We start from the raw sequence: 25,718 nt of genomic DNA on the forward strand, positions 1-25,718 counted from the left end.
TAAACACTGGCCGGCGACTATATATTGCACTCAACTAATTATGTATTCGATGTCTTAGGTTATTCACCGTTGTGACCCACAATCTGTTCGATGATCGCGGTCGTTGAGACACCCTCTTCAAAGTGCAGCACTTTCACACTGCCGCCATTGGCTATCACTTCTTCGCCGCCGGCAATTTGCTCTACCTGATAATCGCCACCTTTAACCAGAATATCCGGCAACAGGCGGCTTATGACGCGCTGCGGTGTATCCTCACTAAATGGAATAACCCAGTCTACCGCCGCCAACCCTGCCAGTACTGCCATTCTGCGCTGAACATTATTCACCGGACGACCAGGGCCTTTAAGTCGGGTCACCGACGCATCATCGTTAACCGCCACAATCAGCCTGTCGCCTAACTTCGCGGCAGCCTGTAAATAGGACACATGACCGGCGTGCAGAATATCAAAACAGCCGTTGGTCATAACCACCCGCTCACCCCGCTTTTTCGCCTGTTCAATGGCGATGGCCATCTGGTCTTCACTCATCACACCGGCGTCGTTATTTTTATGCTGCTCTTGCATGGCCACTGCCAGCTCAGTGGCGGTCACGGTGGAGGTGCCCAGTTTGCCCACCACAATGCTGGCTGCAATGTTCGCCAGTCTGCAGGCGTCTTGCAGGCTGGCTCCTGCGGCATAGGCCACTGCCAGTGTAGAAATGACGGTATCGCCGGCACCGGTTACATCAAACACTTCCTTAGCTTTGGCCGGCAGATGAAAGGCATCACGGTGACTTTCAAACAGCGTCATGCCCGCTTCTGAGCGGGTTAGCAAAAGCGCATCAAGCATCAGGTCATTTTTCATCTGATGGGCGCGTTGGGCCAGATCGTCTTCATTGCCGGGCTCGCCAGCCACCGCACAGAACTCACTCATATTCGGCGTGATCATCGTAGCGCCTTTATATTTAGCAAAGTCTGTGCCTTTAGGATCTACTACCACCACTTTTTTTGCCGCCCGGGCCGCTTCTATGAGAGGTTCTGGCTGGGCCAACGCGCCTTTCGCATAATCCGATAAAATGACGATATCGGCGTCAGCCAGTAAGGTATTGAATTGCGTCACCATGGCAGATTTATCGATATCAGCAAAAGACTTTTCAAAATCCAGACGCAGCAGTTGCTGATTACGACTCATCACCCTGAGTTTGGTAATGGTGTCACGCTCGGCTACGCTGGTGAAATGACAGTTTACCCCGAACGAGTCGAGGCGCTGTCTTAAAATCGTGGCGTTGTCATCGTCACCGCATAAGCCCAGTAAACTCACCCTGGCCCCCAGCATCGCTGCATTAATGGCAACATTTGCCGCGCCACCGGGCCGATCTTCGCTGCTATTTACATTGACCACGGGGACAGGGGCTTCGGGGCTGATTCGGCCGGTACTACCGCCCCAGTAACGATCGAGCATGAGATCGCCGACAATCAACACATTGGCATTTTTAAAATCTGGTAGAATCATGGTAAGACGTTCAGCAGTAAGAAATGAAATTGGCCACGAGTATATCAGCCTTGAGGGAAAATGAGGACAGCCCGCCATCGCTATGGCATGTGTACATTGTGCAAAACCGGCTCAATCAGCTTTATACCGGCATCACCACCGATCCCGCGCGACGCCTGCGTCAGCACAGCGGTAGTCTAAGTGGCGGGGCCCGTTCATTAAAAGGTAAAGGGCCGCTGGTGTTCAGACTGGTATTACAGGTTGCTGACCATTCCACCGCACTAAAGCTGGAGCGAACCATAAAAAAGCTGCCCCGCAGCGACAAACTGGCGGTCATTGCCGGGCACTTCGAGATTATTGGTCAGCCTGCGGTCAAAATTGTTACCCGCGATTTTTTGTTAGGATAAAAACTCTAAAATACCATTAACAATCAGTGCGATACCCAGGGTCAGACAAAACTCCAGGCAGGCCACGCCAATGTTATGTTGTTTATCGACTTCCTGCCGATAATCCAGGCCCCACAAAATCAGTTTTTTACTGGCATTAACCAGAATATAAAGCGCCAGTGACAATACTACGCTGACAATCAGCCAGCCGGTAACATTACTGACATATCCGTCAGGGTGGTAATTAAGCAGATGGCGGGCTGATGCAACAATAAGTGCGGTTCCCAGCAGATTACCGGCATGCTCTACAGCCAGGGCTAACTGTCCTTTTTGCAGCGCGCCCTGAAATGAGTCATTCTGATTGTCCCGGGCGTAGCGTACCTCATAGATTCGGGTCATAAAGATCAAAATAGTGAGAACCACGGTGAATCCGGTGGTTATCGCTATCATGGCGTTCATGTCACTGCCATCAACCCACAACACCATACTGCGCAAGATAATGGCGCTGGCTATCAGACTGGCCGCATCCACCATGGCGATGCTGACACTCCGGTCGCTAATGAGCGCGCGGGTATCCACCCGGTTCAGAACCAGCTTATCGTGGGCAAAGCGCCCGAAGTTAACCAGCACAATCCCGATTATACCAAAGCTCACCATGCCGGAGGCTGCGGATTCAAAGCCCTGCCCCACGTGTCTGCCTACCACTGAGCCCAGCACAATACATAACGAAAGCATGCCACCGGCAATGCTGATGCCGAAGGCAAAATTATCTTTGACCGCCAGTTCATCGGTGACTGACCCTTTGCGTAATAAACCTGCCACCCATTTCAGCAGTACCAGTAACAGCAGGGCCAGAGCCAGGTCAATTACCAGGTAAACCCATAAATCCCGGGGGAGCGGCACTAATTTGACCAGCGTATCCATCTCGGTTCCCTTTCTTAGCGTGTACTAATTGTATGTCGCTGGAGCCTCGTCACAGGATATGACAGACTCGGACTCATTATTTTTTAGCAATCAGCCTGCATAATAAAAAACAGGCTGTCACTCACAGGTCGTGTATTATGCCTACGCAAGAGCAGATGAACAGGATTATCAGGGAAAAAGCCGAGGCTTTCTGGCAGAAAAATGCCGTTAACAATGATGCAGTCCTCGACACAAATGAACCTGCGCACAAATTAGCCGGGCTTAGTGAGTTTTTGCAGCGCTGTTTTGAAAACGACGCGCCCCAAACAATTATAGACGGCGAAGTTAGCGGTGAAGATTACCCAGCCCAACTTGCCGGGCAACTGGCTCAGGTTAAAACTGAAGAGCAACTGATGCGGGTATTACGCACTTTCAGAAATGCTCAGATGGCGGCAATCACCATTGCTGATCTGCTGAATAATCAGGATATTGAAACTTCTGTAACGCGGGTCTCAGCCCTGGCAGATGCGTTAATTCTGGGTACCTATGACTGGCTTTATAGTCATCTGAGCGAACGCTACGGCAAACCCGCCGGCCCTCACGGCCCACAACCGATGATCATCCTGGGTATGGGTAAACTGGGTGGCCGGGAACTGAACTTTTCATCGGATATCGACCTGATTTTTTGCTACCCCTATAGGGGCGAAACAGAAGGCGGCCGAAAGCAGGTTGAAAACCAGCAGTTTTTTAACCGGCTGGCGCAAAAATTAATTTCTGCCCTGAACACTGTTACCGCCGACGGACAAGTATTCAGAGTGGATATGCGGTTGCGTCCTTTTGGCGACAGCGGGCCTCTGGTTACACATTTTGCGGCCCTGGAAGATTATTATCAGGAACAGGGTCGCAGCTGGGAACGCTTTGCCATGATAAAGGCCCGGCCAATTACCCCTGCCTCGCCTTACGTGGATGAACTGTCAGATATTTTACGGCCGTTTACCTTTCGCCGTTATCTGGATTTCACCACTATTGATGCGCTGCGTCACATGAAAGGGCTGATCAACCGGGAAATAAGACGCCGGGGCTTAAAGGATAATATTAAGCTGGGTGCGGGAGGTATTCGCGAGATAGAGTTTTTCACCCAGAGTTTTCAGCTGATCCATGGCGGCCGCGAACCCGCGCTGCAGTCACCCAACCTGAAACAATCTTTGCATGCGTTGGGGGATCTGGAGATTATTGAGCCAGATACCATTCGCCAGCTCTATGGTCATTACTGTTTCCTGCGTAAGCTTGAGCACACCCTCCAGCAGCTCAATGATGAGCAAACCCAGACCCTGCCGGAGGATGACTGGTCGCAGGCGGTCATTTGCAAGGTCATGGGCTTTGCCTGTTATGACACATTTTACGCGGAATTGCTGCAGCGTATGGAGGAAGTACACGCGCAGTTCAATGATTTGGTAGAGGAGCATCAGCAAACCCATTCCCATGAAGACTCCCTGTTTCATCTGTGTAACGATGCCTGGCAGGTAGATATGGACAGACAAGAGTTATGTGGATTGCTGGCGCCCTATATGGACGATGAGAACGCCAACGCCATTTATGAACAGCTGATGGAGTTTCGCGCCAATCTGCGACAGTTTCGCATTGGTGAGCGCGGCCAGCGAACGCTGGATGAACTGATGCCCGAATTGCTGCATACCCTGATAGAAACCAGCCCCAATCATATTCATCGGGTGATGCCCAGGGTACTGGATGTGATCAGAGCAATCACCGGTCGCACCACCTATCTGAACTTGCTGCTGGAAAATCTTGATGTACTCAATCAGCTGGTAAAATTGTGCAAACGCAGTGAATGGATTGCCAAACAGATTCAGCGTTTTCCGTTACTGCTGGATGAGTTGTTAACACCGTTATACCTTGAACAACAAAATACCAGCTTGCAGGAAAGCCGCCGTGAATACGAAGATGAGTTGCGTCAGCAGCTTTTGCGTATTGATCCGGACGATGTTGAGCTGACAATGGACTCCTGCCGCCAGTTTAAGCTTTGTCAGCAGTTACGTATTGCCGCCTCGGATATCAGCGGCTCTCTGCCGGTGGTCAAAGTCAGCGATAAACTTACGGTGCTGGCTGAAGTCATGCTGGATACCATCATTTATCAGGCCTGGGAACAAGTCTCCCAGCGTTTTGGCGTGCCCGAACACCTGACCGGCGACGCCCGGGGGTTTGCTGTAATTGGCTATGGAAAGTTAGGGGGTTACGAACTGGGCTATGGTTCTGATCTGGACCTGGTGTTTGTGCACAATGCGCCAAAAACCTCCTCTACCAACGGGGCGCGTAAAGTCGGCGCGCAGCAGTTTTATATCAAACTTGCCCAGCGCATTATGCATCTGCTCAATACAAATACGCTGTTCGGACAGCTGTACGAAACCGATTTACGATTGCGCCCGTCCGGGTCTGCCGGCCTGTTGTGCTGCCATATCGACGGTTTTGAAAGTTATCAGCAGCAACAGGCATGGACCTGGGAACATCAGGCGTTGGTGCGCGCCCGGGGCGTAGCCGGTGATCAACAGTTGTTAACTATTTTCCATCGGGTGCGTCACGATATTCTTACCCGCTCTCGGGATAAAGCGGCATTGCGCAGTGAGGTCGTATCTATGCGCGAAAAAATGCGCGGGCACCTGGACGCCGGGACCCGTGATACCGTTGATTTGAAACAATGTGTAGGGGGGATTGCGGATATCGAGTTTCTCAGTCAGTACTGGGTATTGGCGTATGCCAGTGAATATACTGCATTGACAGACTACACGGATAATACCCGAATACTTAACAATGCTATGAATCTTGGGCTTATTGATTCGCGGCGCTGTGAGGCGCTGGTGAGCGCGTATCAGTCACTACGTGAGCAATACCATCAGCTAACCTTAGCCGATGACAAACTTGCTGAGCAATCTGAACAGTTGGAAACCCTCCGTGCGAACGTGAAACGGATCTGGCAGGACGTGCTGGAGTCATAGCTGACGCTCACAGCCGGTAACATCTTTCATGACGTGGGCAGCTAGCGCTGCCGACAATTTTCATCAAGATATTCAGATGACTTAGCGGTAATAACCATAGTACGTTCACCGGGGCAAACAAAGGTCTGCACATCATTGCTGAAATTACTGTCGATAGCAGCGGCTATTTTTTCCAGTGACCCTACCAGGGTATCGTCCATCTGAAAATGATGCTTGATAACAAAATCCTGATTTAAATCCCAGATAATCTGAACGCCCTCTTTTTCAGCATAACCGGAGATAGCCTCGCGCAGGGTACTGCCGGCTTTAAACGAGCGGTGTCTGTGCTCTCCTACCCAGTTGCGCTGTACCGGCCGCAGTTCGCTGGCCATGGTCTCCAGACGTGTTTCAAGCGGTGTGTCAGTACCATTGAGGTCTATAACAAAATCACCCTCCGTGGGTTCTTCCTCAATCTCGGGTCCCTGCTTGAACTGCTCATAAAAATCACTGAGACCTTTTGAAACACTACGGGTTTCGGTTTCATCAACGTTGTTTTGCTGCCAGTAAATAAGCGCGGCTGCCAGTAGCACAAGCACCACTGCCACCGCGAACTGGCGGGCCCAGAATCGTTTACCCGAATACGTTTTCTTCGCCATTTATACTTCTTCCGTGGGCATGTTGCACCTTGATAGTAAAAGATTCATTGTGCCTGATGCTATCAAAGCCTCTAACCTTGATTAATTGTACAACGAGGGATCATCTTTATGGGGACGTGTTTTAAATCGTTTGTGCATCCACAGATAACTTTCGGGCTGCTCACTGACAATTTCGGTCACCTTTTGATTCAAACGGGTCAGCGCCTCCCGTTCATCCAGCGTCGCTAACTCCGGCATGGCCGGATATATTTTTACTTTATAGCCTTTTTTTGTGTACTGCGATGTAAAAATCATAGGTACACAGTTCGCGCGACGGGCAAACATAAGCGTAGCCGTGGATGTCGCTGTTTCTTTTACGCCGCCAAACGGAACGAAAATACTCTGTGAACGTCCGTAATCCTGATCGGGCAAATATAAACACAATTCCCGGGCGTCCAGGGCGTTGATAAGAGCACGGGCATTGCGCTTGTGGATCATGTATTTATTCGATCGCGCGCGGCCATGATATTGCAGATAATCAATAAGCGGGTTGTTGTGCTTTCGATAAAATGCAATGGAAGGGTGGGTGTAGCCGACTCCCCGGCAGGCAAACTCAAGATTCATATTGTGCAGGGCCAGACCAAAAACCCCTTTATTCTGGGCCAGCGCGGCCTCAACATGTTCATAACCTTCTAATGTAAAATGGCGTTTGATACGCCAGCCTGGCCACCACCAGCCCATGGCAGTTTCAAACAGCGCCATACCGGCACGGCGCACATTCTCGCGAGTCAGTCGCTCGATGTCCTCGTCTGACATGGATGGCCAGGTAAGCTGAATATTTCGTCGCGCCACCTTTACCCGCTTAGGTACGATAAGCCCTATTAACCGGCCCGCGCCACTGCCCAGCCAGCGAATAACCGGAAAAGGCAACCAGATCAGCAGATATAAGATAACCACACCGACCCACACCAGCCAGTAGCGGGGCCCGAGAAACGCAAGCTTGAAAGAGGGAGGTTTAATTGCCGACAACGCTTAACTACCTGAAAAAATTTTTGGCTATTGTACCCATACTTGTTGCGGATACCAATATAGGTGACATAACCAGGCCCGGAAACAAACAACCCGCCTGATGGCGGGTTGTTTGTTTCGTTGTCATAACGCGGTCAAAATCAATATTCTTCGTCTATTTCTTTTAGCTTTTTTGTAAACTGTTTAACGTGCTCGTCGTCTTCGTAGTCATAGTGATACTGGTTGTGAAACCCGTATTGCAACTTTACTTTAATATCTTCAATGAACAGCGTATACCCATCCATATCGGTGAACGCCGTGATACCGTTTAGTTCATACCGGTCATCCTGTTTAGTCCCGAACTGACGAATTTTGTCGAACACGCGAAGTATAAACGTATTATCCAACTCATTCTTCATGTATATCAGTACCCCTTATTTGGTTTACCTATTGATACCACATAGCTTCAGGTAAAGTTTAATTTTCACAATATTAGCGCCGTGTGCCCGGGCGATTAATTAAAATTATAGCGATAACCGATATTTATCATGTTGGCGGACAGATCTTTCTCGCCGTGAATATACTCGTACTCCACGCGAATCATGCTATTTATGCCCACATGAAAATCAAAGCCTAAACCGGCCATACCCGCAATTACACCTTCGTCGAACATGCACCGGCCAGGGGCCGTCATGGTCCCCTCACAGTCCCCTTCCGGCGTGCGAAAACCACTGATATCAGCGCGCATCACACCCAGCTTATAGAACAATTCACCGCTTCTGCTACCGGCTTTTCCCAATACAGCCAGATACAAAGCATCGCCTTTAATATCCGCTGTCTCAGTTTGCTCGTCAAACAATCTTTTATAGCCCGCCTCAACATACCATTTGGGCGCAAACTCGTGGCCTAGTGCCAGATAAAAGTTTTCACTACTGGCTTCGGCATTTTCATAGTCGGCTTCAGAATAACCAGCCCCGGCTATGCCATAAAGCTTTTCCGTTGCCTGTACATTCAGGCTGGCGATTGTTAGCAATGCGCCTATCCCTATTTTTTTCATGGCTCATTTTACCGCGTGAAGTAGAGTTAGAAGAAATATTCGAGCGTAACCTGCAGATGGTCATCACGACGCATAAAAAAGAAGGTGTCCATATTATCATCCGAAGAGAACAAATAGGCATCGACCTTCCAGCGCCAGCTGTCAGTGATGCGACTGGAAGCTTCTAAAAACGCATTATAGGTGCTGGCTTCATCCAGGTCCTGAACAAAGCCTGCCAGTACCTCGGTACCATCGATATCGTTGAACGACCACCGCACCCCTGCCATTAAGTCATTCTGACCGGTGCTGAAAAAATTGTTTTCCCGCTCATCGTACTGATATTCCATCAGAAAGCCAAGATCGTGATTGGTGCCCAGCACACCGACAGTGGTGCGCTCAAAGCCTGCCACCGCAGCTGCAAAATCTTCGCTTTGGCCCTCACGATAAATCCCCTCAAACTTCAGCAGCCAGGCGCCCTGAACCTTGAGCAGATCGACACCGAACTGCTGAATTTGCGCATAGTAAGGCACCACGAACGGATTAGTAATGTCGTCCTGGGCAACACTTAACTCGGGCTCGCGGGTCGTGCCATTAAAATATGACAAGCCAACTTCATACGCGCCAAAGCTGTTCTGGTACCGCAGGGCATAATCAATATGATTTTGTTCAGCATCCGATTCGTATTGAGCACGATCACTGACTATGGGAATGGGTGGACGTAACCGGCCATCCATCCCCGGAAAGGTCCGCTCACGAAAATAGGGAAGGATGTAAGCAGATGCCGTACCCCAGTCGCCGTAGGTGGTAAAGTTGACCATAGGCTGTCCGAGTTTGTCTTCACCGTCTACATGCTCAACCATATCAGTCTGATTGATGATATCCACCAGGTGTAAAGATTCGGTCTGCCCCCAAAACACTTTGCCAATACCCACTCGGGATTCCCACTCATCGGCTACATGAAGCCATTGTAGCTCACGGATATCCCAGTGAGTACGTTCGTCATCCCGGTTATCCAGCCGGGCAAACGGCCTGAACAACAGACTATCCTGTCCATCATTCCACTCGGTGTAGGCTTCTGGCTCGATGGCAACGGATACCTGTGTGCGGGGCTGGCCCGGATACGCGGCATCCTGCAGGAAGTAACGGCCTTCAAACGCAGTACTACCGCCAAGCTCCACTTCGGCCTGAGAAGAAAAAGAGGCAGCGACCAGCGCTGCCAATAGGGTTATCTTTGGTTTACTCATGCGATTAACGTGCTCTGCGTAAACTGTTTTTATCAAAATCCGATTCATCAAGGTCTTGTTTAAACACTAATTCATCGGTGATAAGTTCCGTCGATTTGCCAGTCTGGTGATTGAACATGTAGCTGCGTTTGGGCCGCCAGAATGTTTTGCCGTCGACCTCGTAACTTTCATAGTCTTCAAACTCCAGGGTTTTCAGCTCATCGCCTTTGCGGTCGAAAAAATCAACCTTGCGCACGCGATAATGTTCCTGATCGATCCACACAATTTGTTTTGAGTAGCCAGAGAATTCATCCTGGGGAATTTGCTCAATGACATAAACCTTATCACCCTGATACGTGTCCTCGCGCAGGAAGTCATAATTAAATTTTTCCACCTCAAAAGAGGTCATGTCCTCAAATGCAAATTCGCTGCTCATAAACGGGCCGGACTTATTGCGTGAGGCGATTCGTTTTACCCGTTTAATGGCTGGCAGGTAGATCCATTGTTCATCCGGCTCCATAGCATGGGAAAAGCTTAAAAATGCAGTGCCGCTGACATCCCGGGGCGATTCAAAGACAGTGAGGGCCTTATCCCCGTCCTCTTGCATTTCCAGACTATCCACGCGCATTTCGCGGGTCGCTTCCTGACCACTGGCGTTGCGCAAAATCATGGTTATCTCTGCCACACTGTTTTGCCAGCCACGGTCTCTGTCTTTGCGTTCCTGCGCAATTTTCAAACCTTGCTTCTGTGATTTCTCATCGGCCCACACCGGAGCGGCCAGTGTCACCGCCACACACAAAAACCAGGTGTTAATTTGTTTCAGATATTGCATCTTTCTCACCTCTGGACTGCTCTTTTTTGCGATCTAACCACATTAAAAATGCTGGCAGGAATAATAAATCTACTAGCAATGCGGCAACAATAATAATGACGGTTAATGTACCCATATCAGAATTTAACCTGAAACTGGATAACATTAAAATACCGAATCCTGCGGCCAGAACGATAGTTGTGGTTACCAGTGCCTGTCCAACAGTGGCAAAAGTATAACCTACCGCTTCTCTGACACTTTGCCCCCGATGCCTGGCGAGCTGGTATTTTGAAAGAAAGTGTACCGTATCATCAACGATAATTCCCATCGTCATACTCAGCACCACCGATAAGGCCATATTAATCTGCCCCGACAAAATACCCCAGACACCAAAGCCTATACCGGCAGGGATCAGATTAGTCATCAGACTAACCAGACCCAGTCGCCATGAGCGCAGGGCAATAATAATGAGACCGGAAATTAACACCAGCGCCAGTATCGTACCCCACACCATATTTTTCATATTGCGGGCGCCGATGTGGGCAAACATCAGCGGTGGGCTGGCAGCTTCGACACGCAATTGCGGTGCCAGTTGTTTAAACTGGGCCTTGGCGCGACGCTCGAACTCCGTAAATTCATTACTACCCAGGTTATCTAATACGGCTATGACCCTGACGGCAGATTTATTTATATCAATTTGGTTATTGAGGTCTAACCCATAGGGTAATGACATTTCATATAATAACAGATACTGAGATGCCTCCTCCTGGGTGTCGGGAAGCCGGTACGCAGAAGGCGCATCGTTATTCATGTTCATATTGAGGCGCTTCATCGTATCGCTGAAGCTGGTAACGTGATGCACTTCTGGCTGCACGCTAAGCCAGGTGGAAAACGCGTCTACTTTTTGCAACACATCCGGATCAGTAACGCCGTACTCTTGTTCGGTGTAAATCACAAAGTCGATGTTAGACATGCCGCCCATGGTCTCTTCCTGCACATTTACCGCCTGACGGAAAGTGCTGGAATCATCGAAATATTTTACCGCAATATCGTTTAACACATTGTTGGTTGAAGCCACCATCGCCACCACCACCACAAAAACCGATATGGGCAGAATGCGGCGGTAATGCCGGCAAATCCATTCACTGGCTTGTAAGTATTTTGAATGTGTGGTGTCGGCTTCTGTCGGGACGCGCAACGGCGCAAGGTTTAGAATTGCTGGTAGCACGGTCAGCGAAAACAAACAGGCAAACATCACACCCACGGCCGTCATGTTTCCCAGGTCCGATAAAATCGGTACCGCTGAAAAATTCAGCATCAAAAAACCGATGGCGGTGGTGGCACTGGTGATAAATACCGGCTTGGTATTCACCCTCAGGCTTTCTGTGAGCGCCTCGTGTTTAGCCATGCCCTGGCGGGCGTACTGGCGGAAGCTGACGATGACGTGAATACAATCGGCCACTGCCAGAGTCATGACCATGGTAGGCACATTGACGGTTGCCGTACTTAGGAAGATACCCGCCCAACCGGCCAGCCCCATCGTTACTACAATACAGGAACCAACAATTAGCAGGGTAGCCAGTGCTGCGACCACAGAGCGGGTAAGCAGCGCAATCATGATGGTAATGACAACAAACATTAACGGGATGAGGGTTTGCGCGTCATCCTGTGCAGCTACCGCAAACGCATCATTCATGATGACCATGCCGGTCAGGTATATCTCATGATCAGGAAAAGCCTGCTCATACTTGGTCTGCAGCTCCCGGGCATAATCAGCTATTTCGATAACTTCTTTGGTCTGGTCCCCGTCTGGCAGTTGGATAGTGGCATTGATTACTGCCACGTCGCCGGTATCAGAGACCAGGCGGCCGTCAATTTCCGGTACACTCTGCACCACATTTTTAACCCAGTTTACATGGTCGCTGTCGTATTGGCCCTCACGCACCAGATCCGTTACCACCAGATCTTCATCTTCAGCATAGGTATGCTGATAATTAGAGATAGACTCCACCCGCGTTGACAGCGGTAATTGCCAGGCATCTTCAGTAAGCTGATAAATCAGCTCAAAGGTGTCTGACTGATAAACCGTGTCCTCTTTGGGGACAATCAAAAATGAGACATTCTCACTTTTATTGAATATGTTCTGCATATCCTCAAAAGCTTTACGCTGAGGATTATCTGGTTCAAAGAAGACTTTATAGTCACCGCGGAAATAAAGATTCTGTGCGCCCCACCCGGTAACAGAGCAAAGCAGAATAAATATCAGAATCGCAAGTTTTGGTGAGTGCAGGCACCACTTCATCCATTCGGGCAGTTTTTGCATGAACAGGCGAGCTCTTGTTAATAGAAAACATTGCCTAGTGTAGCGAGAATCACGCTCGAGTATAAGCCGCAGTGAGGTTTTTATTCCTATCAATAGGTATGAGCCTGCGCCCTGCCCCACCTCTTACTGTCGCTGTTTATACCGATGAAGATTACATCTGCGTTAGTTATTAACATTTTTCTTACCCTGATTTGATCTTTGCAAAATTTGATGTAAACTTCATTTAAACAACTGGTCAGATGAGCGGATGAGTTAATATGAGTATTAGAAAAAGTCTGAAAAAAGTCCTTCCTCCAATTTCTGTTACCGAGCAGGAAGCACTTGATGCCGGTGACATTTGGATCGAATCATCAATTTATCAGGGTAAACCTGATATGGACGCACTGCGTGCAATCCCCAGAGCGGATCTAAGTGCAGACGAAAAAGCATTTATGGACGGCCCGGTACAAGAATTACTGGGTATGATTGACGATTTTGAGCTGGCCAACAGCACCCACATTCCTCAGGAGATTCTGGATTTTCTGGGCGAAAATCGTTTTTTCTCGATGATCATTCCAAAGAAATTTGGTGGTCTTGAATTTAGTCCCTATGCCAACTCAACGGTTGTAGCAACGATTGCTGCGCGCAGCGGTGCCATTGCCGTTACCGTTATGGTGCCTAATTCTTTGGGTCCGGGCGAACTGTTGATGCATTATGGAACCTCTGAGCAGCAGGATTACTGGCTGCCGCGTCTGGCTGTAGGCAAGGATATTCCCTGTTTTGCATTAACCAGCCCTGAGGCCGGTTCAGATGCAGGCGGTATTCCTGATGCAGCAATTGTGACCAAAGGTCAGTGGAATGGCGAAGAAGTTGTAGGTTTATCGGTAACCTGGGATAAGCGTTATATCACGTTGGCGCCCATTGCTACCGTATTGGGTCTGGCATTTAAAGTGTACGACCCTGAAGGATTGCTGGGCGGTAAACAGGAGCTGGGCATTACCTGTGCGTTGCTGCCAAAAACCCATCCGGGTGTTGAGCTGGGTAATCGTCACGATCCCATGGGCCAGCGTTTTTACAATGGCACGACCCGCGGTAAAGATGTTTTCATTCCTATGGATTTCATCATTGGCGGCCAGAAGAATATCGGTCGCGGCTGGCAGATGCTGGTGAGCTGTCTGGGCGCTGGTCGCGGTATTTCCCTTCCGGCCATGGGCGTCGCCACTGCGCAGGCTTCATTTAAAGGCGCTGCTGAATACAGCTATGTACGTGAACAGTTCGGTTTGCCTATTGGCCGCTTTGAAGGTATTCAGGGTAAGATGGCGGATATCGCTGGCAAAACCTTTTTGTTAGAAGCCATGCGAGTTCTGACCACAGAAGGTCTGGGCATGGGCCTGAAGCCTTCTGTAGTAACGGCCATTGCGAAATACCACATGACTGAGCTGGGCCGCGATGTGCTCAACTCAGCCATGGATATTCAGGCCGGTAAGGCCATTCAGCGTGGCCCGCAAAATACTCTGGCGGGTGCTTACAGCGCCGTGCCAATTGCGATTACGGTAGAAGGCGCTAATATTCTGACCCGTAACCTGATGATTTTTGGTCAGGGCGCAATGCGCTGCCACCCGTATCTCAAAGATATGGTAGATTTGATTCACAGCGATGATAGCAGCGCTGATGGTGAGTTTAATAAGGTATTGCGTAAGACAATCAGTTTCAGCGTTAAAAATTCGCTGCGCAGTATTGGTCAGAGCTACCTGCCATTTACCCGTGATGCTAAATCTGCGCTGCCTGAAGTTCGCAAATACGAAAAGCGGATGAACAGCATTTCTGCCAAGCTGGCACCGCTGGCTGATTTGTCCCTGGCCGTTTTGGGCGGAGACCTGAAAAAAGCAGAATTGTTGTCGGCCCGCTTAGGCGATGTCATGAGCTACATGTATGGCGCGATGGCGGCAATACGCTTTTATGAGCAGCGAGTTGAAGATCGCCAGCAGGCGCGGCCATTCTTTGATTATGCGATACAGTGGAGCCTGATGCAGGCGGAGCAGGCGATTGTTGATTTCATCAATAATTTCCCGAACACGCCGACCCGTGGCCTGATGCGTGTTCTGACGAATACTTACAGCAACAGTGTAAGTGGCATTTCAGACAAACTGGTCAACGAACTGGCCACTGCCTCTATGCAGGACAGTTCGATTAAGGCACAGCTTACTCATCTGGTACGTACATTACCTGGTGATGGCAACGACATTAATGAGCAGGCATTTAAAGCGAAGCACGCGGTAGCGCATCTGCTTAGCAAAGTACAAAAAGCGTTGCGTAAAGAGCCGGTAGTACCTTTTGTTTCTTTTGAAAATGCGCTGAATAAGCTGCAGGAGAAAGGTGTTATTAATGCCGCTGAAGCCGAGCAGCTGCATGATTACAATGAAAAACGTAAACTTGCGGTAAGGGTGGATGAATTCACCTTTGATCTGGAGCTACTGACCCCGGAAGAAACGATGCCGGATGTCACGCCTGAGCCGGAAAACAGCAAGAACGAAGCGGCATAAACGCCCTTCAAGCCCCCTTAGAAACAGGAGCATTATGCTCCTGTTTTTTTATATCTTCTGATAATAAGATTTTTGACACTTCTTTGCGCAGCTTCGATACAATGATTCCTAATCAATCTCAGGAATTGCTTTTTCCTGCTTCTGTTCAATAACAATAACGATTCGACCATGGCCCAGCTTTATTTTTATTACTCGGCAATGAATGCCGGAAAGTCTACCGCGCTGCTTCAGTCGGCATACAATTACCGCGAGCGGGGAATGAATACCGTTATCTTTACAGCGGCATTGGATGATCGCTATGGCACAGGCAAGGTTGCCTCACGTATCGGCCTGCAGGCTGATGCCCGGCTGTTCAGCGACACCGACAATTTGTTTGATAATGTCATGATGCAACATAGACAACAAAAGCTGCATTGCGTATTTATTGATGAAGCGCAGTTTCTGACCCGTGCTCAGGTGCGCCAGTTGGTCGAGGTGGTGGATGAGTTGGATATACCGGTTTTGGCGTATGGCCTGCGCACTGACTTTCTGGGTGAAACCTTTGCCGGCAGTCACTATCTTCTGGCCTGGGCGGATAAATTAGCCGAACTTAAAACTGTCTGTCATTGTGGCCGCAAAGCCAGTTTTGTGGTGCGGCTTGATGATAATGGCGAAGCAGTCACATGCGGTGATCAGGTGCAGATTGGCGGTAACGATCGCTACGAATCCATGTGCCGTAAACATTTTAAACAACTGGTATGGGACTAATCAAAATCAATGAGACGTAATATACTGATAACCGGCGCCAGTTCAGGCCTGGGTCGTGGCATGGCGATTGAATTCGCCCGCCGGGGTCACAATCTGGCGCTTTGCGCCAGACGCGAAGAACACCTGGAGTCGCTGCGCAAAGAATGCCTGGCGATTGATCGGACACTGAAAATTCGTACACATACACTGGATGTAAATGATCACGATGCAGTTTTTGAGGTTTTTCAGCATTTTTCAGAACAGCTGGGAGGCCTAGACAGGATCATTGTCAACGCCGGGATGGGCAAAGGCGCCTCTATAGGTACTGGCCACTTTAAAGCCAATAAGGAGACTGCCACTACCAACTTTGTGTCTGCGTTGGCTCAGTGTGAAGCGGCGATGGAAATTTTTCGCAAACAAAATGCCGGTCACTTGGTTACCGTCTCCTCTGTCAGCGGATTACGCGGATTTCGTCGTGCCCTGACCGTTTATGCTGCCACCAAGGCAGCCCTGAGCTCGTTATCTGAAGGTATCCGTATTGATGTAATGGATACGCCGATCAAAGTGACCACCGTGCACCCTGGATTCATCCGTTCAGCGATTAATGAGAAAGTAAAAAATGCGCCTTTTATGGTTGATACAGAAACCGGGTGTAAGGCACTGGTAAAGGCCATTAACAAAGAGTCGGCCAATGCATTTGTGCCAGCATGGCCCTGGGCGTTTGCACGTTACTTTTTGCGGGTAGCCCCACTTTCTTTTCTGTCTAAAATGAGTTAAATCTAAAATAAAGATTAATACAATAGAAATTAATACTTTTAAACGAATCACAGCGCATTGCATACTCTAGCTCTCCATTACCAGTAATCCAGCTAAGGAAAGAGCAATGCAAACCATCAAGAAGTTTTTCTCAGTAGTATCACCAACAATGAACCCCGCGACAACACCGTCGGTGGCAGTTCAGGTGGTCTGTAACTACAACAACAACTATTATGGCGACCAGGTCTGCAAATGCGAGATGCCAGCGCCGCGCGCGTGACCGTACGGCCGTAACTGACCTTATAACCTGGTTCCGGCGATGCTTAGACAGTTTCTCCGGCGATGATCTCGTAGGCAAGGACTTCGTTGCTCATCGAATGATTTAGCAGCTGTCTGGCTGCCAGCTCACCTTTGTTGATACTTGACTGGCAGACAGTGGTAAGAAGTGGCCGTGTTCTGGCCGCTTCTTCGATTCCATCAAAACCAGTTATTTTCAGCTCATCCGGCACGCGAATACCTCTAGCCAGGGCCACCTGCAGCAATTCGAGCGCTATGATATCACTCATACACATTATGGTGGTTGGTCTGGGAATGCTATCAAGTGCCTGTACAGCCGCTTCTTTAGCATAATGCCCCTGGCTTTCAGGAATGTGCCAGATCAGATGATTATCGATATTTTTGCCATGCTGTGCCGCTGCGCGCTTATACCCGTTTAAGCGGCGATGGGAAATTGATGTACTGGCTTCAAGCAAAGCATGGCCGTCGATCCGGCAAGTTTGCGAGGCATCAATAAGCTTCAGTCCCAGCACCGCAATGTTATCATCAGACTCAATTGTCTGACTGGCGATATCAAACGCCGCCTGTTCGTTATCAATATTTACCGATGGCAGGCCGTCAATATCAAAGTCAACGGTGACTACAGCCTTGGCTAATGATTTTAGTTCATCAGCAAGGGCCCTATTGTGAGGTGCGCCGTAGCAGATAAAGCCATCTACAAAGTCGCTGACATTTCGGATGCTGGCCTCGTTACCGCTAAATAGCAGTAGGTGCTTATTGTGCTCACTAAGTACCCGGGAAACCCCCTTGATAAACATACTGGCTACCGGATCGCTGACCATATACTCAATGCTATCGGCAAGAATCAAGGCGACAATGCCTGACTCGCCTTTACGTAAAATCTGGGCGGCTTTATTTGGGCCGTGATAACCAATTTTCTTACACTGCGCCAAAATTTCTTCGCGTTTTTTCGCAGATAACTGGTCCGGACGGTTAAACGCGTTAGATATGGTGGCGGTGGAGACACCGATAAGATCAGCAACCCCTTTTAAGGTCAGCTTATTTTTATTCATAGATTTCAATGGGTCATCTCAGCGCACGCAATTGAAGTTTACATATTTTGCAACTAACAGCCGTCGCTACAAGCACAGACTACCAGTGTCGGGCTGCATAGCACAGTTTAGCGGGTGCCGAAAATCCGATCTCCTGCATCGCCCAGCCCGGGTAAGATGTACCCGTTACTATCCAGCTTATCATCTACCGAAGCGGTAAAAATATCCACATCCGGATGGGCGTCATTAACCGCTTTTATGCCCTCGGGAGCCGCCACTAAAAACAGACCCATTATATGCTGACAACCACGTTGCTTGAGCAAGTCGATAGTTGCAATCAAGGTCCCGCCGGTGGCCAGCATGGGATCGACAATCAGTGCAGTACGCTGGTCAATATCTTTCACGACCTTATCGAAATATGCCACGGGCTCCAGCGTTTCTTCATTACGGTAAAGTCCTACCACGCTAATTTTGGCATTGGGGATTAATTCCATGACACCGTCCAGCATCCCCAGTCCCGCTCTGAGGATAGGTACCACGGTAATTTTTTTACCTTTGATTTTTTCCACTTCAATATTATCACCTGACCAGCTTTCTATGGTCGCGGTCTCTGTTTGCAAATCCCGGGTGGCTTCATAAGTAAGCAGATTGCCAACTTCACTGGCAAGCTGTCGAAAATCTTTACTGCTCAGGTTTGCCTCACGCATTACACCCAGCTTATGCTGAATGAGCGGATGATTAATTTCATGCACGGCCATGATGGTCTCCAGATTCGCGATGCCCTTGCGTATGCAAGAGCGTGTTCGTAATGATCAGTTGTAGCGTTATTATCCTGATTTATCTTTATATTTCGACCATATTGCTGGCTATGGTGTAAAATAAACGTCAGCCGGCAGTATGTTCGTCGCTGAGAGCGGTGGGTTTCTCTATGATGAAGATCAAATCATTGTAATGCCAGGCCAGACGACCAAAAGAAAATAAATGAATCAGGCGAACAAAAACCCGGATCGCACGGTCTCTGGCTGACCGCTTTCGCAGATAATTATTTTTACCCAGCATTGCCATCAGATGCAGACCTTCACGGTGGCAAAACTGCGTCATTTGGTGACGACCCAATGCCTTATCATAGACTGTAGGATATGGCAGATAGCCGGGTTTACCCGCGTTTTTGTTGCCCTTTATCCAGCGATAATAGTACACGTGCAGCCAGTGAGGCGTGTTTCTGGCAACAAAACCATAGACGGTGTCACGGTCCGGTACCTTTATCACCAGCAGGCCACCAGGTTTCAGCCACCTGTTGAAATTATCCAGCACCCTGGGCACATCAGCGACATGCTCGAGAACATAGGCGGTGTAAATTATATCGTATTGGTGCTCAGGTAGATTTACCGAGCGCAAATCGCCCACAATAACCGTATCCAGATCATTATGGTTGCGCTGGCGTAATAGCAGCGCCTCTTCATCCAAATCCACGCCGGATAATGAATAACATAAATCCGGTAAGGCCAGTTGCCATTTGTTACCGCATCCTGCTTCCAGTATCTGTAGGGTTGAGTCCGGTTTTGCCCGCGAGCTGATGTATCTCTCAAGCAGCTTTTTTTCATGTGAGGAATCTGTAACAAGTTGCAGAGCCAACCGACTTTCTCCGTTTATCTACATACGATAGCGCGTAATATTAAGCGTAGACAATTTATCACAGCACTGCCGCAGATAAGCCAGTCTCACTGACAGGCCAGCGGGTGTCCCCCGCCGCCCGGTGTGTTTATTTTACGCCTCAGTAATCCACCACGATTTTGCCAAAGTGTTGCCCGGACGCTTCATACCTGAATGCATCAGCCAAATCATCCAGAGCAAAAGACTTATCTATGACCGGTTCAATATCCAGCGTTTCAAGGGCATTAACAAAATCATTCTGATGCTGGTGGCTACCTACAATAACGCCCGTCAGCCGGATTTGTTTGCGCATCAACAATGCGGTGGGCACTTCCCCGCCGATTCCGGTGAGCACCCCAATCAGTACGATACTGCCGCCAACCCGCGTGGCTTTTATTGAATGGCCCAGCGTCGCTGGTCCGCCAACTTCCACCACATGATCGACGCCGTACCCATTGGTCCATTCAAGAACGGTTTTACCCCAGTTCTCGTCTGTTTTATAGTTGACCGTAAAGTCTGCGCCCATGCTCCTCGCTTTTTCCAGTTTTTCGTCGCTGGATGAAGTAATGGCAACCCGCGCGCCCATCGCTTTGGCGATTTGTAATGCATACACTGACACGCCGCCTGTCCCCAGCAGCAACACGGTATCACCAGGTTTGAGGTTACCTTCTACCACCAGCGCTCGCCAGGCGGTCAGGCCGGCAGTGGTAATCGTGGCGGACTGATTATGCTGCCAGTTTTTCGGGGCCCGCGTGAACCAGCTTGCCGGAACAGTTACAAATTCACGGGCATACCCATCGATGCCATCACCGGGTGTTCTGCTAAAATCGCCTACTGTCGGCCCGCCTGTTTGCCAGTCAGGGAAAAAGACTGATACTACGCTGTCGCCTTCTTTAAAGGCTTTCACATTACTGCCGGCTGCTTTCACAACACCGGCGCCATCAGACATAAGAATGCGGCCTTCAGGGGCTTTCATGGTGCCACTGGCTACACCGTAATCGTGATAGTTCAGCGATGACGCATGTAATTGCACCATAATTTCATCATCTTTAGGTTCCGGTGGCGGAGCCACGTCATTGACTTTGAGCCCGTCCAGCCCTTTATCCGGATTACCTGTTTCGATCTGTTTCATAAGCGCCTCTTTCAATTGACCAGAAAAATACGTCGTAGGGTTGTTACATATATAAATGGATATTTGATTATGTCGGCATGGAATTGTTCGACCAAGCACTGACAAAAGCCGGTAAATAACGCGCCTCTGCTCGACACTTTTGTTAAGATAGCGTTAAAACAGGCTGTAAATACAGTCAGGATAAACAGAAAAATACGAGGTTTTATGACTTGGAAGGGATATGTACTGGCAGCAACTGCCAGCCTTACGCTGGGTATTTCTCCCCACACACTTGCTCAGGAAAAAACACCGTCAGACTACGGCCGTAAAATCGCCACCGAAATGGCGGTGGAAACAAAGCATCAGACCACAATTGGTGGTGAGCGCGTTGAGTATCGTGCACAGGCAGGTATGCAGCCGGTCTGGAATGATAACGGTGATGCTATAGCAACGTTGCAATATACCTATTATGAGCGCACGGATACTGACAACAACGACACGCGCCCCTTGTTGATTAGCTTTAACGGTGGACCCGGGTCCGCCTCTGTGTGGATGCACATTGCCTACACCGGCCCGAAGGTGCTTAATGTTGATGACGAAGGCTACCCGGTACAGCCCTATGGATTGAAAACTAATCCACATTCGGTGTTGGATGTCGCTGACATTGTGTATGTTAATCCGGTCAACACCGGCTATAGCCGGGTGTTGCCAAATGCTGAAGGTGAAATGCCATCTAAAGAAGAACAAAAAGAAATGTTCTTTGGCGTCAATGCCGATGTGGAATATCTAGCTGAGTGGATTAATACTTTTGTGTCCAGGCAGAATCGCTGGCGTGCACCTAAGTATCTGATCGGGGAAAGCTATGGTACAACCCGCGTATCCGGTCTGGCACTGGCACTGCAAAATCAGCAGTGGATGTACTTAAATGGTGTAATCCTGGTCTCCCCGACTGAACTGGGGATTGCCCGTGATGGTGTGGTGGAAGCGGCTAACCGCCTGCCCTATTTTGCCGCGGCGGCCTGGCACCACAAGAAATTACCGGCTGAATATCAACAGATGGAGCTGGAAGCCTTTCTGCAGGAAGTGGAGACGTTTACCCTTGAAACGCTGACACCGGCACTCAGCCGTGGTGGTTTTATCGGTGATAAAGAAAAACAGGATGTAGTGCGTCAGATGGCACGCTATTCCGGTTTGAGCGAAACGGCGATAGCCCGTAATAATCTGGACGTCAGCACCCGCTTTTTCTGGAAAGAGCTATTGCGGGATGAAGGTAAAACGATTGGTCGGCTGGATAGTCGTTACCTGGGTATCGATAAGCAGGATACGGGCGCCAGCCCCGATTATAATGCAGAGCTGTCCTCCTGGCTGCACTCATTTACCCCGGCCATTAATTACTATCTGAAAAACGAGCTGAAATTCGATACTGACGTTAAATATAATATGTTCGGCTCAGTTCATCCCTGGGATCGCTCCGATAACAGCACGGGCGAAAATTTACGCAGTGCCATGGCGGCTAACCCCTACCTTAACGTAATGATTCAGTCTGGTTATTATGATGGTGCAACTAATTATTTTGATGCTAAGTATACAATGTGGCAGCTTGATCCCAGCGGTAAGATGAAAGATCGACTCAGCTTTAAAGGATATCGTAGCGGGCATATGATGTATTTGCGCAAAGAAGATCTTAAATCGGCGAATGATCATATCCGAGAGTTTATCAGTGCCACCATTCCTGACGAGGGTGAGCCAGCCCGCTATATGCGTTAATCGCGGATCCGTTCAGTAGAGACAAAAAAAGCGCTTCAATGAAGCGCTTTTTTAATGGCAGAAATGAATCACGCGTACGGTCTGCTTACTCCGGTAAGGTAATATTCAGCTCAAGTACACTGCAATCATCACTGTCTTCAACTTGCACTGACACCTGATCATCGGCAATCTGAACATACTTGCGTATAACCTCTACAATTTCCTTTTGCATCATCGGCAGGTAATCAGGCTCGGTACGCTTGCGGCGTTCATGTGCCACAATGATTTGCAGACGCTCTTTTGCCACGGCGGCTGAGTTGGGCTTTCCCTTTTTTAGCAGATAGTCAAAAATTCCCATTATTTTCCTCCAAGCAGCCGCTTAAAGAAGCCTTTCTTCTGAGCTTCCAGAAAGCGATGCTCTACTGTTTCGCCGGTTAAGCGACGCACCGCATCTGAATAGGCCTGACCGGCAGTGGAGTCCTGGTCAAGAATAACGGGAGCGCCCTGGTTGGATGCAGCCAACACCGCTTCTGACTCGGGGATGACACCTAACAAAGGCACTGCCAGAATTTCTTCAACATCAGCGACACTTAACATCTCTGCGGTTGCTACGCGATGTGGATTATAACGGGTCAACAACAGGTGTTCTTTAACACTTTTACCTTGCTCAGCACGCATGGATTTGCTTTGTAAAATACCCAGGATGCGGTCTGAATCCCGCACAGAAGAGACTTCCGGGTTTGTCACCACAATGGCTTCATCAGCAAAATAAAGCGCCATTTGAGCGCCCTGCTCGATGCCGGCCGGTGAATCGCAAATGATGTATTCAAAGTCCTTACTCAGGTCATTCAATACTGTCTGCACGCCATCCATTGTTAGTGCATCTTTATCCCGGGTCTGTGACGCCGGCAAGATGAACAAGCCTGGGGTGCGCTTATCTTTAATCAACGCCTGATTCAGTGATGCTTCCTTGTTGATGACATTTACGAAGTCATACACAACACGCCGCTCACAGCCCATGATCAAGTCAAGGTTACGCAGACCTACATCAAAATCCACTACTACAGTCTTGTGTCCCTGTAAGGCAAGCCCTGTTGCTATTGCCGCACTTGATGTTGTTTTTCCTACACCCCCTTTACCAGAGGTTACAACGATTATCTTTGCCATCTACCTTTTCCTCGACGAAAACGTCAGGCACCTACCCAAGTTCGGTGACCAGTAACGCATCCTCTTCCAAATATGCCTGAGCTGGTTTTTTCCAGCACTGTGTTTGAATCGTTTCCTGCATGACGAACCGGCCAGCGATAGAGAGTAATTCTGCCTCAATCTGTTGACAAAAGATTCGTGCTTCAGTATCTCCTTTGACGCCCGCCAGGGCGCGTCCCCGCATAGTGCCATATACATGAATATTGCCATCGGCAAGAATTTCGGCACCTTCGCTGACTGCCGCCAGAATAATCAGATCGCCACCTTCAGCGTATACCTGCTGGCCGGAACGAACCGGCCGCGCTACCACCCGGGTTTTATTAACTTCAGGTTTAGCTCCTGCTGGTTTCTGCGTTTGTGACTGAGACTCATCCGCCGGTGAAAGCTCGCTTTCTGTGGCTTTACTCTGACTGATATCAGATAAACCTAAATCGTTGATCGTTTCGCGCAAATCGCCTACCTGGCCTTTTACCGCCATAGGTTGAAGCTGATGTTTGCGACACAGCGTCACCAATAATTCAAACGCTGTTGCGTCAATTGCGCAGCTAAGCTGAATAATCAATGAGGAACGTGTAAAGAATTGGGGCGCACTGGCGACTTTTGCCGCCAGTTGCTTATCAAATTCATCAGGGTCAAACATTATTATATCGAGCACAATGCTGGTAAGCGTTGTGCCCTTCATCCGAAAGCATTGCTCTGCCATTCGTGTATCCTGAAAGTCACCGGCAAGCGCACCGGCCAGTGAACATGGTTAATCTATAGACTAAGGCCGTCAACTCTATCAAATTCCAGCCCTACAGCAATAGGCAGAAGGACTGGATTGACGTAATTGCTCAATAAATCAGCGTTTATAGGGAAATAATAATTAATCAGTCTTTTTGCTGATAGGGAGAGGCTTCCTGGGCTTCCATTTCGCGCACATCCTCGGGTGTGTGATCGGCCACAAATGCACCACGGTCACCTTTGGGTTTGTCTTCACCCACCGTGCTATCGGCAGTCGTCTGCAGCTCAATGGCGGCATTAATCTCCGCCCCGAGCAAAATGATGTAGGCACTTAAATACAACCACATCAGTAGAATTATAATTCCGCCCACAGAACCATAGGTTTTGTTATAACTGGCAAACTCGCTCAAATAAAATGAGAACCCGTAAGAGGCCATTATCCATAGTACGGTAGCCAAAATTGAACCGATTGTTACCCAGCGCCACTTAGCCGGCCGGCGGTGAGGGCCATAGCGGTACAAGGCCGATAAACTGGCGTTAAACAACAACAGCATTACCGGCAGGGTAATAAAGTTTGCATGGCTGGTCGAGATGTAGCCCGCTGAGATCCAGTTTATCCACTTGGGTACCACTGTAATCAGCGCCAGCGCAACAATGATGGTCAAAATGATGCTGGTAGTGCCGGTCATACGGGCCACCAGTCCTTTAAAAAAGTTGCGGCCCTTGGCTTCGTTATAAGTAATATTACACGCTGTTATCAACGCGTTGGCGCCCTTACTGCTACTCCACAACGAAATAACGATGGACAGCAGCAATCCCCAGCTCAGGGTAGAACTGGATTTCTCAGTCAGGTTTTTAAGCTGCTCCTCAAGAATGTAGCGGCTTTGAGAGGGCACCACATCGACTAACATAGCCATGTGCTCCCGCAATTCTTCCGGTGACACCATCAGTCCGTAAAAGGAAATAACAGCACCCAGCAGCGGGAATATGGCTAACAGAAAGTAGAACGCCACACCGGCAGCAATAATCGGCAAGTTGTGCTCTTGGTTTTTGGTAAATACCCGTTTGCAAATGTGCCACCAGCTTTTTAGCGGAAAATGCAGGGCAGAGTCGGCACCAAAATTTATTTTCGAACTCATCATAATTTCATATTTTTATATTCT

The 25,718-nt window shown here is 49.1% G+C and carries 23 protein-coding genes; 6 read left to right on the forward strand and 17 right to left on the reverse strand.

Annotated features, from left to right (window positions below; all coding sequences use genetic code 11):
• Positions 1-59: 59 nt before the first annotated feature.
• Positions 60-1,490: a bifunctional D-glycero-beta-D-manno-heptose-7-phosphate kinase/D-glycero-beta-D-manno-heptose 1-phosphate adenylyltransferase HldE gene (hldE, locus tag F458_RS0109265; RefSeq protein ID WP_018983131.1), complete on the reverse strand. Its 1,431-nt coding sequence runs from the start codon at positions 1,488-1,490 to the stop codon at positions 60-62.
• A gap of 23 nt (positions 1,491-1,513) precedes the next feature.
• Here hldE and F458_RS19335 point away from each other — a divergent pair, with 23 nt between their 5' ends.
• The gene (locus F458_RS19335) at positions 1,514-1,876 is read left to right on the forward strand and encodes a GIY-YIG nuclease family protein (protein WP_018983132.1); all 363 of its coding nucleotides are present in this window, start codon (positions 1,514-1,516) and stop codon (positions 1,874-1,876) included.
• On the opposite strand, the gene F458_RS0109275 is transcribed toward F458_RS19335, so the two are convergent.
• Complete coding sequence (locus F458_RS0109275; RefSeq protein ID WP_018983133.1) at positions 1,868-2,779, reverse strand: DUF350 domain-containing protein; 912 nt, start codon at positions 2,777-2,779, stop codon at positions 1,868-1,870. The two genes, F458_RS19335 and F458_RS0109275, sit on opposite strands and share 9 nt — an antisense overlap.
• A gap of 137 nt (positions 2,780-2,916) precedes the next feature.
• Here F458_RS0109275 and glnE point away from each other — a divergent pair, with 137 nt between their 5' ends.
• The gene (glnE, locus tag F458_RS0109280) at positions 2,917-5,769 is read left to right on the forward strand and encodes a bifunctional [glutamate--ammonia ligase]-adenylyl-L-tyrosine phosphorylase/[glutamate--ammonia-ligase] adenylyltransferase (protein WP_018983134.1); all 2,853 of its coding nucleotides are present in this window, start codon (positions 2,917-2,919) and stop codon (positions 5,767-5,769) included.
• A gap of 41 nt (positions 5,770-5,810) precedes the next feature.
• Here the strand turns inward: glnE and F458_RS0109285 are convergent, their stop codons facing one another.
• The 7 genes from F458_RS0109285 to F458_RS0109315 all read right to left on the reverse strand — a co-directional run bounded on the left by F458_RS0109285 (position 5,811) and on the right by F458_RS0109315 (position 12,784).
• Positions 5,811-6,404 carry a TcpQ domain-containing protein gene (locus tag F458_RS0109285; protein ID WP_018983135.1) on the reverse strand — a complete coding sequence of 198 codons (594 nt, stop codon included), beginning with the start codon at positions 6,402-6,404 and terminating at the stop codon, positions 5,811-5,813.
• Positions 6,405-6,485: 81 nt separating this feature from the next.
• A complete protein-coding gene (gene lpxL, locus F458_RS0109290) occupies positions 6,486-7,412 on the reverse strand; it encodes an LpxL/LpxP family Kdo(2)-lipid IV(A) lauroyl/palmitoleoyl acyltransferase (protein ID WP_018983136.1) in 927 nt (308 codons plus the stop codon).
• A 140-nt stretch (positions 7,413-7,552) separates the two neighbouring features.
• Positions 7,553-7,810: a DUF3081 family protein gene (locus F458_RS0109295; RefSeq protein ID WP_018983137.1), complete on the reverse strand. Its 258-nt coding sequence runs from the start codon at positions 7,808-7,810 to the stop codon at positions 7,553-7,555.
• A 95-nt stretch (positions 7,811-7,905) separates the two neighbouring features.
• Entirely contained in the window at positions 7,906-8,448 is a 543-nt protein-coding gene (locus F458_RS0109300) for an outer membrane beta-barrel protein (RefSeq protein ID WP_018983138.1), read from the reverse strand.
• Between the two features lie 26 nt (positions 8,449-8,474).
• Entirely contained in the window at positions 8,475-9,671 is a 1,197-nt protein-coding gene (locus tag F458_RS0109305) for a hypothetical protein (RefSeq protein ID WP_018983139.1), read from the reverse strand.
• 4 nt (positions 9,672-9,675) lie between these two features.
• Positions 9,676-10,482, reverse strand: a complete 807-nt coding sequence (locus F458_RS0109310) for an outer membrane lipoprotein-sorting protein (protein ID WP_018983140.1) — start codon at positions 10,480-10,482, stop codon at positions 9,676-9,678.
• A complete protein-coding gene (locus F458_RS0109315; protein WP_018983141.1) occupies positions 10,460-12,784 on the reverse strand; it encodes an efflux RND transporter permease subunit in 2,325 nt (774 codons plus the stop codon). Before F458_RS0109315 ends, F458_RS0109310 begins: the two co-directional genes overlap by 23 nt.
• Positions 12,785-13,041: 257 nt before the next feature.
• On the opposite strand from F458_RS0109315, the gene F458_RS0109320 reads away from it, so the two are divergent.
• From F458_RS0109320 to F458_RS0109330, 3 genes are all read left to right on the forward strand, one after another.
• The gene (locus tag F458_RS0109320; RefSeq protein ID WP_018983142.1) at positions 13,042-15,306 is read left to right on the forward strand and encodes an acyl-CoA dehydrogenase; all 2,265 of its coding nucleotides are present in this window, start codon (positions 13,042-13,044) and stop codon (positions 15,304-15,306) included.
• 168 nt (positions 15,307-15,474) lie between these two features.
• Positions 15,475-16,053 (forward strand): thymidine kinase, encoded by a 579-nt coding sequence (locus F458_RS0109325; protein WP_018983143.1) that lies wholly within the window; start codon positions 15,475-15,477, stop codon positions 16,051-16,053.
• Positions 16,054-16,062: 9 nt separating this feature from the next.
• Positions 16,063-16,809, forward strand: coding sequence for an SDR family oxidoreductase (locus F458_RS0109330; protein ID WP_018983144.1), 747 nt, complete (start codon positions 16,063-16,065; stop codon positions 16,807-16,809).
• Between the two features lie 302 nt (positions 16,810-17,111).
• Here the strand turns inward: F458_RS0109330 and F458_RS0109335 are convergent, their stop codons facing one another.
• The 4 genes from F458_RS0109335 to F458_RS0109350 all read right to left on the reverse strand — a co-directional run bounded on the left by F458_RS0109335 (position 17,112) and on the right by F458_RS0109350 (position 20,901).
• Positions 17,112-18,137, reverse strand: coding sequence for a LacI family DNA-binding transcriptional regulator (locus F458_RS0109335; protein ID WP_018983145.1), 1,026 nt, complete (start codon positions 18,135-18,137; stop codon positions 17,112-17,114).
• A 107-nt stretch (positions 18,138-18,244) separates the two neighbouring features.
• A complete protein-coding gene (upp, locus tag F458_RS0109340) occupies positions 18,245-18,874 on the reverse strand; it encodes a uracil phosphoribosyltransferase (protein WP_018983146.1) in 630 nt (209 codons plus the stop codon).
• A 127-nt stretch (positions 18,875-19,001) separates the two neighbouring features.
• Positions 19,002-19,751 carry a class I SAM-dependent methyltransferase gene (locus tag F458_RS19340; RefSeq protein ID WP_018983147.1) on the reverse strand — a complete coding sequence of 250 codons (750 nt, stop codon included), beginning with the start codon at positions 19,749-19,751 and terminating at the stop codon, positions 19,002-19,004.
• A gap of 139 nt (positions 19,752-19,890) precedes the next feature.
• Complete coding sequence (locus F458_RS0109350) at positions 19,891-20,901, reverse strand: zinc-dependent alcohol dehydrogenase family protein (protein WP_018983148.1); 1,011 nt, start codon at positions 20,899-20,901, stop codon at positions 19,891-19,893.
• A 204-nt stretch (positions 20,902-21,105) separates the two neighbouring features.
• Between F458_RS0109350 and F458_RS0109355 the strand changes: the two genes are divergently transcribed.
• Positions 21,106-22,647: a S10 family peptidase gene (locus F458_RS0109355; RefSeq protein WP_018983149.1), complete on the forward strand. Its 1,542-nt coding sequence runs from the start codon at positions 21,106-21,108 to the stop codon at positions 22,645-22,647.
• Positions 22,648-22,732: 85 nt separating this feature from the next.
• Here the strand turns inward: F458_RS0109355 and minE are convergent, their stop codons facing one another.
• The 4 genes from minE to F458_RS0109375 all read right to left on the reverse strand — a co-directional run bounded on the left by minE (position 22,733) and on the right by F458_RS0109375 (position 25,694).
• The gene (gene minE / locus F458_RS0109360; protein ID WP_018983150.1) at positions 22,733-22,984 is read right to left on the reverse strand and encodes a cell division topological specificity factor MinE; all 252 of its coding nucleotides are present in this window, start codon (positions 22,982-22,984) and stop codon (positions 22,733-22,735) included.
• Positions 22,984-23,793 carry a septum site-determining protein MinD gene (minD, locus tag F458_RS0109365; RefSeq protein WP_018983151.1) on the reverse strand — a complete coding sequence of 270 codons (810 nt, stop codon included), beginning with the start codon at positions 23,791-23,793 and terminating at the stop codon, positions 22,984-22,986. The genes minE and minD overlap by 1 nt, the downstream gene beginning before the upstream one ends.
• Before the next feature lie 31 nt (positions 23,794-23,824).
• A complete protein-coding gene (gene minC, locus F458_RS0109370; protein ID WP_018983152.1) occupies positions 23,825-24,535 on the reverse strand; it encodes a septum site-determining protein MinC in 711 nt (236 codons plus the stop codon).
• Positions 24,536-24,701: 166 nt separating this feature from the next.
• Positions 24,702-25,694, reverse strand: coding sequence for a YihY/virulence factor BrkB family protein (locus F458_RS0109375; RefSeq protein WP_018983153.1), 993 nt, complete (start codon positions 25,692-25,694; stop codon positions 24,702-24,704).
• Positions 25,695-25,718: the final 24 nt, after the last annotated feature.

The sequence above is a fragment of the Salinimonas chungwhensis DSM 16280 genome (assembly GCF_000378185.1).
Lineage (GTDB): Bacteria > Pseudomonadota > Gammaproteobacteria > Enterobacterales > Alteromonadaceae > Alteromonas > Alteromonas chungwhensis.

What these genes read in the sequence shown, in the direction of transcription:
- minD (WP_018983151.1), bottom strand. Translation starts at nt 23,793, where the DNA reads ATGGCAAAGATAATCGTTGTAACCTCTGGTAAAGGGGGTGTAGGAAAA.
- glnE (WP_018983134.1), top strand. Translation starts at nt 2,917, where the DNA reads ATGCCTACGCAAGAGCAGATGAACAGGATTATCAGGGAAAAAGCCGAG.
- F458_RS0109305 (WP_018983139.1), bottom strand. Translation starts at nt 9,671, where the DNA reads ATGAGTAAACCAAAGATAACCCTATTGGCAGCGCTGGTCGCTGCCTCT.
- hldE (WP_018983131.1), bottom strand. Translation starts at nt 1,490, where the DNA reads ATGATTCTACCAGATTTTAAAAATGCCAATGTGTTGATTGTCGGCGAT.
- F458_RS0109310 (WP_018983140.1), bottom strand. Translation starts at nt 10,482, where the DNA reads ATGCAATATCTGAAACAAATTAACACCTGGTTTTTGTGTGTGGCGGTG.
- upp (WP_018983146.1), bottom strand. Translation starts at nt 18,874, where the DNA reads ATGGCCGTGCATGAAATTAATCATCCGCTCATTCAGCATAAGCTGGGT.
- F458_RS0109350 (WP_018983148.1), bottom strand. Translation starts at nt 20,901, where the DNA reads ATGAAACAGATCGAAACAGGTAATCCGGATAAAGGGCTGGACGGGCTC.
- minC (WP_018983152.1), bottom strand. Translation starts at nt 24,535, where the DNA reads ATGGCAGAGCAATGCTTTCGGATGAAGGGCACAACGCTTACCAGCATT.
- F458_RS0109325 (WP_018983143.1), top strand. Translation starts at nt 15,475, where the DNA reads ATGGCCCAGCTTTATTTTTATTACTCGGCAATGAATGCCGGAAAGTCT.
- F458_RS0109355 (WP_018983149.1), top strand. Translation starts at nt 21,106, where the DNA reads ATGACTTGGAAGGGATATGTACTGGCAGCAACTGCCAGCCTTACGCTG.
- F458_RS0109315 (WP_018983141.1), bottom strand. Translation starts at nt 12,784, where the DNA reads ATGCAAAAACTGCCCGAATGGATGAAGTGGTGCCTGCACTCACCAAAA.
- F458_RS0109335 (WP_018983145.1), bottom strand. Translation starts at nt 18,137, where the DNA reads ATGAATAAAAATAAGCTGACCTTAAAAGGGGTTGCTGATCTTATCGGT.
- F458_RS0109330 (WP_018983144.1), top strand. Translation starts at nt 16,063, where the DNA reads ATGAGACGTAATATACTGATAACCGGCGCCAGTTCAGGCCTGGGTCGT.
- minE (WP_018983150.1), bottom strand. Translation starts at nt 22,984, where the DNA reads ATGGGAATTTTTGACTATCTGCTAAAAAAGGGAAAGCCCAACTCAGCC.
- F458_RS0109285 (WP_018983135.1), bottom strand. Translation starts at nt 6,404, where the DNA reads ATGGCGAAGAAAACGTATTCGGGTAAACGATTCTGGGCCCGCCAGTTC.
- F458_RS0109300 (WP_018983138.1), bottom strand. Translation starts at nt 8,448, where the DNA reads ATGAAAAAAATAGGGATAGGCGCATTGCTAACAATCGCCAGCCTGAAT.
- F458_RS19335 (WP_018983132.1), top strand. Translation starts at nt 1,514, where the DNA reads ATGAAATTGGCCACGAGTATATCAGCCTTGAGGGAAAATGAGGACAGC.
- F458_RS0109295 (WP_018983137.1), bottom strand. Translation starts at nt 7,810, where the DNA reads ATGAAGAATGAGTTGGATAATACGTTTATACTTCGCGTGTTCGACAAA.
- F458_RS0109320 (WP_018983142.1), top strand. Translation starts at nt 13,042, where the DNA reads ATGAGTATTAGAAAAAGTCTGAAAAAAGTCCTTCCTCCAATTTCTGTT.
- F458_RS0109375 (WP_018983153.1), bottom strand. Translation starts at nt 25,694, where the DNA reads ATGAGTTCGAAAATAAATTTTGGTGCCGACTCTGCCCTGCATTTTCCG.
- F458_RS0109275 (WP_018983133.1), bottom strand. Translation starts at nt 2,779, where the DNA reads ATGGATACGCTGGTCAAATTAGTGCCGCTCCCCCGGGATTTATGGGTT.